The following is an 8,238-nucleotide window of genomic DNA, read 5'->3' on the forward strand; positions in this document are numbered from 1 at the left end:
CCCTTGCCGCCGCGCGAAGCGCCGGACTTGCCCTTGCGGCTGCCCTCGGCGGCCAGCGGATGGCCGTTGGCGTAGCCGCCGGCGATCATCAGGCCCGTGCCGAAAGGATCGGACGGACAAGCGGCAACCTGCCCCGGGCTGCCCTGGCGGCCGCCTTGGAGCTTGCCCCGGCGGCCGATGCGCGCGCCGTTCATGCCGTTGCGGTCCAGCGTGCCGAATCCGGGCGGCAGCGCGCTGTCGTGCGACTGCGGCTGTTTGGAGCGGCGGCGGCCGCCGGATTCATCGTCGTCGCGCAGCAGACCCAGCTGCACCATCAGCGCGGTGACCAGCGAGGCGTCCAGCTCCTCCCAGCGGCCCCGGCGCAGCGTGCGGGGCAGCACGATGTCGCCGAAACGGGTGCGGATCAGGCGGCTGACGGTCACGCCCACCGCCTCGAACATGCGCCGGACCTCGCGGTTGCGGCCCTCTTGCAGCGTGACGCGGTACCAGCGGTTGCTGCCGTCGCCGCCCAGGTAGTCGAGCGAGCCGAAGGCGGCCATGCCGTCTTCGAGTTCGATGCCGTCGACCAGCGATTGGCGCTGGGCATCGTCCATCTCGCCCAGCACGCGGACGGCGTATTCGCGCTCCGTGCCGTAGCGGGGATGCATGATGCGGTTGGCCATGTCGCCCGAGGTCGTGAAAATCAACAGCCCTTCGGTGTTCAGGTCCAGCCTTCCGACCGACAGCCACTTGCCGGTGCGCAGCTTGGGCAGGCGGGCGAACACGCTGGCGCGCCCGCCGGGATCGTCATGGCTGACGATTTCCCCGGCCGGCTTGTGATACAGGATCACGCGCGGCGGCTTCTTGGCGTTGGGGCGGGCGACGGGCTTGCCGTTGACCCGCACCTGGTCGTTGGGGCCTACCCGCTGGCCGATGTGGGCCGGCTCGCCGTTGACGGAAACCCGGCCCGCGATGATCAGCTCTTCCATTTCGCGGCGCGAGCCGATGCCCGCGTCCGCCAGCACCTTGTGCAGCTTGGGCATGACCGCCTCGCTGTTGAGGTACTTGCCCAGGCGCTGCTCCATGCGGTCGGCCTTTTCCAGGTAGGCCAGCGCCTGCTCGGCCTCCTGCTCGGTGCCGCGATCGCCGCCGCGCGGCTGCGCCTCGGCCGCCGCGGGAGCGCGCCCTCGGCCGCGCTTCGGCGGCTTCCGAGCGGCGGCGGCGGAAAGGCGTGCGCAGCTTGCGCCCGCGGCCGCGGGCGCCGCCCTCGGCCTCTGCGGCCGGCTCCCGGGCCGGCGACGATTCCGGCGAAGCCGGCTTCACGGCATCGTCCGAACGGGGTGTGTCATCCTGCATAGCGCTATTCGTTGTCACGGGGACAGCTCCGAATTTCAAACTTGGTTGGGCCTGCCTGCGGCGGGCGCCTCTTCATCATCAGGAAATGCCGGCCTCGGGCCGGACTCGGGCGGCCGCGCCTGCGGCTCGCCGCCGGGCGCCGGCCCGTTTGCAGCCGCCGGACTGCCAGCCGCCTCGGCTCCGGGCACGGCTTGCGGCGAATCCATGGAAACGCCGCCGGCAGCGGCCGCCTGCGAGATCGAATCGCCCGGCTCGCCGGGCCTTGCTTGCTTTTCAGGGGATGCGGATTCCGCCTCTTGGGCGGCGTCGTCGGGCATCTGGCCGTCGGGCGCCGCGATCGCGGCCTCGGCGGGCTCATCCTGGCGCGCGGAGCGGGCCTGGTCTGCCCGCGCCGGGGAAATCGGCGTATCCGCGGGGGATGCCTCTGCAGACGACTCGTCCGCAGGCATGCCCGCAACGTCCGCGCCATTCACGCCTTCGTCTTCATGTATGCGTGAAAGCGGTGATTCTACGCCATCGGCAGCCGCCGTGGCGGATGTTTCGCTCGAAACAGACATTTCCGCACGCGGAACATCCGCATTTTCCTCGGCGGCGGCGGGAGTTTCCGCGGCGGCTTCGGCCTCGCCCTGCGCGGGCTGCGCCTCGCCCAGGTCCAGCCCCGCCAGCGCCGCGGCCGCCTGGGCGGACTCCAGCGGCGGAAGCTCGTCGAGCGCCCTCAGCCCCAGGTCGTCGAGAAACTGCCTCGTGGTGCCGAAAAGCGCGGGACGCCCGGGCGCATCGCGATGGCCGATCACTTCGATCCAGCCGCGGTCCTCCAGGGCCTTGACGATCTGCGAAGAAACGGTCACGCCGCGTATGTCTTCGATATCGCCGCGCGTGACCGGCTGGCGCCACGCAACGATGGCCAGCGTTTCCATGACCGCGCGCGAATACTTGGGCGGTTTCTCGGGATTCAGCCGCTCCAGGTAGCGCTGCATCTGCGGACGGCTCTGGAACCGCCAGCCCGACGCGAGCTGCGCCAGCTCCATGCCGCGGCCGTTCCACTGCTCGCCCAGCGTCTCCAGCAGCGATCGCAGCTTGGCGTTGTCGAACTGCGGATCCTCCGCGAAAAGCTTGCGCATATCCGAAAGTTGCATCGGCTGCGACGCGCACAGCAGCGCGGTTTCCAGCACGAGTATCGCCTCGCTATCGTTCATCGACATCCAACGTTTAAAAGGCCGACTTGCGTTCGGCAAAAAATGGGATTACTATTTCATTCTTCCAGACGCGGGGTGGAGCAGTCTGGCAGCTCGTCGGGCTCATAACCCGAAGGTCGTAGGTTCAAATCCTGCCCCCGCAACCAGAACTCGAAAGGCCCGGCCGTTGCGCCGGGCTTTTTGCATCTGGCGTTCCGTGTGCATGTGGCGTTCTGCCCGGTTTTCCTGGATTTCCCGATTCCGGCCCGCCACCCGGCTGCCGCGCGCGACGCGCCCGCAGCCGGCCGGCAGGATTCGCCCGGCATCGATGGCGCCCCGGCCGTGAATGGCATGATTGTGCGATGTTCTCACCGTAATCCTGTATGACAGCCTGGAATTCGGCCGCGCGAAGACAGTCCTGGCCTGGCGGCAAGCCCCGAACCGCCCCGCATGGCGGGCGGACGCGCCTGATTTCCGGAACAGCCGGCACATCGGCCGGCGGACCGTGCGCAGCGCCCGCTACGACGGACACATGCCCGGCCCCTAACAAAACAAGGTAAACAAGGCCCTGATCCGCAAGCACCCGGCGCCGGACCGCGGCGCGGCAGTGGCGCCGCATCCGTTCCGCCCCCTCCGTTGCAAGAGCGCGCCGAGCGCGCCTGCCGGGCTTGCGATTCTTAGATGTTTTTCCTGACCAACAGATCACAGGCAGGTCACAGGCAGACAGACCAAGGGGCTATGGCGGATTTGCCGGCAAACCCGCGCAGGCGCAACGCCCGCCCCAACCTGTTGATGCAATAGGCAAATTATAGCGCCATATCCCCTCGCCTCAAGCCCGGGCAGGCCGCGGGGCCTGCGCGTCCCAGGGAGCCGACTCCAGCCTGGCCGCCAGGAAATCGAGCATGGAGCGCAGGATCAGGGGCATCTGCCGGCGCGACGCGTAGACACCGTAGATGCCGAGTTCCTCGGGCGGAAACGACGCGAGAATGGGGCGCAGGCGCCCTGCCGCGATGTCGTCGGCCGCCAGGTACGTGGGCAGCATGGCGATGCCTGCGCCCTCGACGGCCGCCCGGGCCAGGGCGGAGACGTCATTGGCCCGGATATTGCCGTCGACCGGAACGTCCACCGGCTGCCCGTCGCGCATGAAGCGCCACAGGCTCTTGCCGAAATGCGTGTGCGTCAGGCAGTTGCGCTGCGAAAGATCTTCCAGGCGCGCCGGCTCGCCCTCGCGCGCGAGATAGGCGGGGGCCGCGCACACCACCGAGCGGCACACCGCGAGCTTGCGGGCGATCACGTTGGGGTCGAGGTCGTTGGTGATGCGCACCGCGAGGTCCACCCGCTCCTCGATGAGGTTCACCGCGTGCTCCACCAGCACCAGATCCACACTGGCGCCCGGGTGCAGGCCGACGTATTCCGCCACCAGCGCCGCCAGGTGCCGCGCGCCGAACGACACGCTGGCCGTTATGCGCAGCAGGCCGCGGGGAGCATCCTCGGGCGAGGCCACCGCACTGCGCAGCTCGCCCACCATTTCGAGCATCTGGCGGCAGCGCGGCAGAGTTTCGGCGCCCGCCGGCGTGAGACTGAGGCGGCGCGTCGTGCGATGCAGCAGCCGCACCCCCACCCACTGTTCCATTTCGGCAAGGTAGCGCGACACCATGGCACGGGACATGTCCAGATGGATGGCCGCAGCCGACAGGCTGCCCCGGTCGGCGACCTCGACAAATACCTGCATGGCTTTCAGACGGTCCATGATTGTCTCGATCCGCGCATCAGACGTAACGTTTATACCGTACTTCCGGGCGTTTTCCTTGCCGGGCCGCCCGCAAGGGTCAGTGCGCGTCAACCCCGGGCCGACAGGACTTCCTGCAGCGCGGCGCGCACGGTTTCCGGGCATTCGCCGCGCACGATGGCCACCAGGCGCGACTCGCCCTCGCCTTCCGGCCAGCCCGGCAGGGGCGCCAGCGGATAGAGTTCGCCATGCACGCCCTGCACCTCCATGGGCAGGGTTTCGCCTTGGAAGGCGACCCAGCCCTTGAGGCGCAGCAGCGCATCGCCGAACCGCTCCTGCACGCGCGCCACCCCGGAGAGAAATCGCGCCCGGGGCAGCGGCGCGTCCAGGGCGACGACGCAACTGCCGGCCGGCGCATGCCGCGACCCGGCCATTCCGGCATAGGCGCCCAGCCACGACCTGAGCTCCGCGGGAGAACGGCGCGCCGGCAGCGGCTCGGCCAGCAGCCCGGGCAAGGCCGAGCCGGCCACATGGACGGCGCGCCGGGCGCCCGGATTAATGGCGCTCGCGGCGCGTTCGGCTTCGGCCAGTTCGGACGGACCGGCCAGATCGGCCTTGCTGAACACGACAGCGTCGGCAAGCGCGAGCTGGCGCACCGCCTCGGGATGTTCCGCCAGGCGGCGCGCGCCCTGCCGGGCATCCACGACCGCCACGCAGCCCGTATAAACGTAGCGCTCTGCCAGGAAACGGTCGTGCCGCAGCGTGAAGATCACGGACGCGGGGTCGGCCAGCCCGCTCGTCTCGATGAAAACCCGCCGGAAAGGCGGAATGGCGCGGCGCAAAGCCTGCATGAAAAGATCGCGCAGCGCATCGGCCACGTCGCCGCTGACCGCGCAGCACAGGCAGCCGCCCTCGACCAGCACCACGCGGTCGCTCGCCGGCCTGACCAGATGATGGTCCACCCCGACATCGCCGTATTCGTTGACGATGACGACCGAGCCGGCAAACGCGGGCTCGCGCAGCAGCCGGTTGAGCAGCGTGGTCTTGCCGCTGCCCAGGAACCCGGTGATCACCTCGACGCGGATGCGCCCGTCCTGCTCCTGCAGCCCCATGGCCCACTACCTCGAAAGCGGCGATCGCCGAAAACCGGGAAAGGCCGGAGAAAACCAAGGCCGAGCGCCGAAACGCCCCCAAAGCCCCCAAAGCCCTGTAATAAAAGCCTCAATGCCACCCCAAAGCCAAAAGGGCCAATCACTTGCGTGATTGGCCCCAAATTCCTTGGCTCCCCGAGCTGGGCTCGAACCAGCGACCTGCGGATTAACAGTCCGTCGCTCTACCGACTGAGCTATCGGGGAACTGCTAAGAAGTGAGATTATGGAGGAATTTTTTGGGAAATGCAAATCGTGGCTTTGAAGAAAAACGCGGGCACGGTTTCCTTTTGCCAAGAATCTCTGATATGATCTCGGTCTTTCGTGACCCGCGCGCCCCGATAAAGGGACGCACGCAGATGCGGAACGGTCAGGCCGGCATAGCTCAGTTGGTAGAGCAGCGCATTCGTAATGCGAAGGTCGTAGGTTCGACTCCTATTGCCGGCACCAGAATCCAGAAAGCAGCCCTACGGGCTGCTTTTTCATTTCTGTTTTCATTTCGCCTTCCCTCGCGTTCCGGCGCCACAAGTGTCCGCCACGGAGCCCGATACCCGGACCTCGGACCCCGCCCGCATCCCGGGGAACTCCGGTCGCGCGGGCCGCATCCAATCTGGTTGTAGGCCGGCGTTCGCCGGCGCTTCCCTGCGAGCACACCCATGCGCATCCTTCTCGTTGAAGACGACACCATGATCGGCGAAAGCGTGCTGGACTGCCTGCGCGCCGAACACTATGCCGTCGACTGGGTTCGAGACGGCGCTGCCGCCGAACTGGCGCTGCGCACCGATCCGTACGACCTGGTGCTGCTGGACCTGGGCCTGCCCAAACGCGACGGACTGGCGGTGCTGCGCGATCTGCGCGCCCGCAAGGACCGCACGCCGGTGCTCATCGCCACCGCCCGCGATGCGGTCGCCGACCGCGTGGCCGGACTGGACGCGGGCGCGGACGACTACATCGTCAAGCCCTACGACGTGGACGAACTGCTGGCGCGCATGCGCGCGCTGATCCGCCGCAGCGCGGGACGGGCCGAACCCGTGTTCGAGCACGGCGGCATCACCATCGACCCGCAGTCCCACAGCGCCATGGTGGACGGCGCGCCGGTCGCGCTCACCGCGCGCGAATGGGCCGTGCTCGAGCCCCTGATCGCGCGGCCCGGCATGATCTTCTCGCGCGCCCAGCTAGAAGAAAAGCTCTATAGCTGGAAGGACAGCATCAGCAGCAACGCGGTCGAGGTTTATATTCATGGACTGCGCAAGAAACTGGGACAGAATCTGATCCAGAACGTCCGCGGGGTCGGTTACGTCATACCCAAAAATGAGCATTCCGCTTAGCTATTCGCTGAGGGCCAGGCTGCTTTTCTTCCTGCTTGCCGCCATTGCGGTGGGCGCGCTGGTGCAGGGCGCCATCGCCTACCGCAGCACGCTCGCCCAGGCGGACGACATTTTCGATTCGCTGCTGCAGCGCACCGCGCTGTCGCTGGGCGCGGGCGACGGACTGCTGAGCACCGGCCCCTCGCGCGGCGACGGCGCGGTTTCCCCCGCGGCGGACGATCTCATCATCCAGATCTGGAGCCCGGACGGCGTGCGCGTCTTCAATTCGCGCTCCCGCCGCCCCCTGCCCGACCAGATCGTGCTGGGTTTCTCCGACGCCCGCATCGAAGGCAGCACCTATCGCGTCTATTCCCTCGCCACGCCGTTCCAGGTCATCCAGGTGGCGCAGGACATGGCGGTGCGCACCCGCATGGCGCGCGCGCTCGCGCTGCGCACCATTGCCCCCATCGCGGCGGCGGCGCCGCTGCTCATGTTCGTGATCTGGTGCGTGGTGAGCTGGTCGCTGCGGCCGGTCAAACGCGCCCGCGCGCAGGTAGCCGCCCGCCAGCCCGAGGATCTCTCGCCCGTGAACGAAGATGGCCTGCCCGACGAGATCCGGCCCCTGATCGCGGAGCTGAACCTGCTGCTGGCGCGCATACAGAGTGCGTTTGCCCTGCAGAAGCAGTTCGTGGGCGACGCGGCGCACGAGCTGCGCTCGCCGCTGGCGGCGCTGCGGCTGCAGCTGCAGGCCCTGCAGCGCGCCCCGGACGCGGAAGCCCGCAAGCCAGGCCGAACAGCGCCTGGCCGCGGGCATCGACCGCGCCACGCGCCTGGTGGAGCAACTGCTCTCCATGGCCCGCCACGAAAGCGGCGTGGCGCGGGAGCCGCTCGTGGCGGTGGACCTGTCCGAGGTGCTGCGCCAGACGCTCTCGGAAACCCTGCCCGCGGCCAACGCCAAATCGATCTCCCTGGAGCAGAGCGGCGCCGGCCACGCCTGGGTGCGCGGCGACCCGGAGGCGCTGCGCCTGCTGGCGCGCAACCTGCTGGACAACGCCGTCAAGTACACGCCGGACGGCGGACGGGTGCACCTGCGGCTCGAGCCCTCCGACCTGGGCTGCGCCATGCTGGTCGACGACAGCGGCCCGGGCATCGCGCCGGCCGAACGCGAGCGCGTCTTCGACCGCTTCTACCGCGCCGAGGGCAATACCCAGCACGGCAGCGGCCTGGGACTGGCGATCGCGCGCTCCATCGCCGAGCGACACGGCGCGCGCATCACGCTGCACGACGCGCCCTGGGGCGCCGGCCTGCGGGTGCGCGTGGATTTTCCGGCCCATCCCCGGGCGGACGTGGCGCGGGCCGCGCCGGCAGGCGCAAATTAAGATTCCCCTAAGTGTCAGGCTTCACCATAGCGCCATGTCCTTCAACATGAACGCAGAGGAGCCGACATGAAGACCTCGCAACTCACCCCCTCGCGCCTGGCCGTGGCGCTGCTCGCGGCCGGCGCCATCGGCGGCGCGGCGCCGCCGCCGCGCTGGGCGTGGCCG

At 68.8% G+C, this 8,238-nt stretch carries 4 protein-coding genes, 3 tRNA genes and 2 pseudogenes; 4 read left to right on the forward strand and 5 right to left on the reverse strand.

Annotation, left to right across the window (positions count from 1 at the left end):
• Together rluB and scpB are read right to left on the reverse strand one after the other, a co-directional pair.
• A pseudogene (gene rluB, locus AD428_RS18845) lies at positions 1 to 1,335 on the reverse strand (23S rRNA pseudouridine(2605) synthase RluB); the annotation flags it as partial.
• A 35-nt stretch (positions 1,336 to 1,370) separates the two neighbouring features.
• The gene (scpB, locus tag AD428_RS18850) at positions 1,371 to 2,537 is read right to left on the reverse strand and encodes an SMC-Scp complex subunit ScpB (protein ID WP_053246199.1); all 1,167 of its coding nucleotides are present in this window, start codon (positions 2,535 to 2,537) and stop codon (positions 1,371 to 1,373) included.
• Between the two features lie 63 nt (positions 2,538 to 2,600).
• On the opposite strand from scpB, the gene AD428_RS18855 reads away from it, so the two are divergent.
• Positions 2,601 to 2,677, forward strand: a tRNA-Met gene (locus AD428_RS18855).
• 662 nt (positions 2,678 to 3,339) lie between these two features.
• Here the strand turns inward: AD428_RS18855 and AD428_RS18860 are convergent.
• From AD428_RS18860 to AD428_RS18870, 3 genes are all read right to left on the reverse strand, one after another.
• Positions 3,340 to 4,260: a LysR family transcriptional regulator gene (locus AD428_RS18860; RefSeq protein WP_082308495.1), complete on the reverse strand. Its 921-nt coding sequence runs from the start codon at positions 4,258 to 4,260 to the stop codon at positions 3,340 to 3,342.
• An 89-nt stretch (positions 4,261 to 4,349) separates the two neighbouring features.
• Positions 4,350 to 5,351, reverse strand: coding sequence for a CobW family GTP-binding protein (locus tag AD428_RS18865; RefSeq protein ID WP_053246200.1), 1,002 nt, complete (start codon positions 5,349 to 5,351; stop codon positions 4,350 to 4,352).
• Between the two features lie 167 nt (positions 5,352 to 5,518).
• Positions 5,519 to 5,594 (reverse strand) — tRNA-Asn (locus AD428_RS18870).
• 167 nt (positions 5,595 to 5,761) lie between these two features.
• On the opposite strand from AD428_RS18870, the gene AD428_RS18875 reads away from it, so the two are divergent.
• The 3 genes and pseudogenes from AD428_RS18875 (at position 5,762) to AD428_RS18885 (ending at position 8,073) form a co-directional block, all read left to right on the forward strand.
• Positions 5,762 to 5,837 (forward strand) — tRNA-Thr (locus AD428_RS18875).
• 206 nt (positions 5,838 to 6,043) lie between these two features.
• Positions 6,044 to 6,715 carry a response regulator gene (locus tag AD428_RS18880; RefSeq protein WP_053246201.1) on the forward strand — a complete coding sequence of 224 codons (672 nt, stop codon included), beginning with the start codon at positions 6,044 to 6,046 and terminating at the stop codon, positions 6,713 to 6,715.
• Positions 6,699 to 8,073: pseudogene (locus AD428_RS18885) on the forward strand (Imm32 family immunity protein). The gene AD428_RS18880 and the pseudogene AD428_RS18885 overlap by 17 nt, the downstream one beginning before the upstream one ends.
• Positions 8,074 to 8,238 lie beyond the last annotated feature (165 nt).

The sequence above is a fragment of the Achromobacter sp. DMS1 genome, from assembly GCF_001270295.1.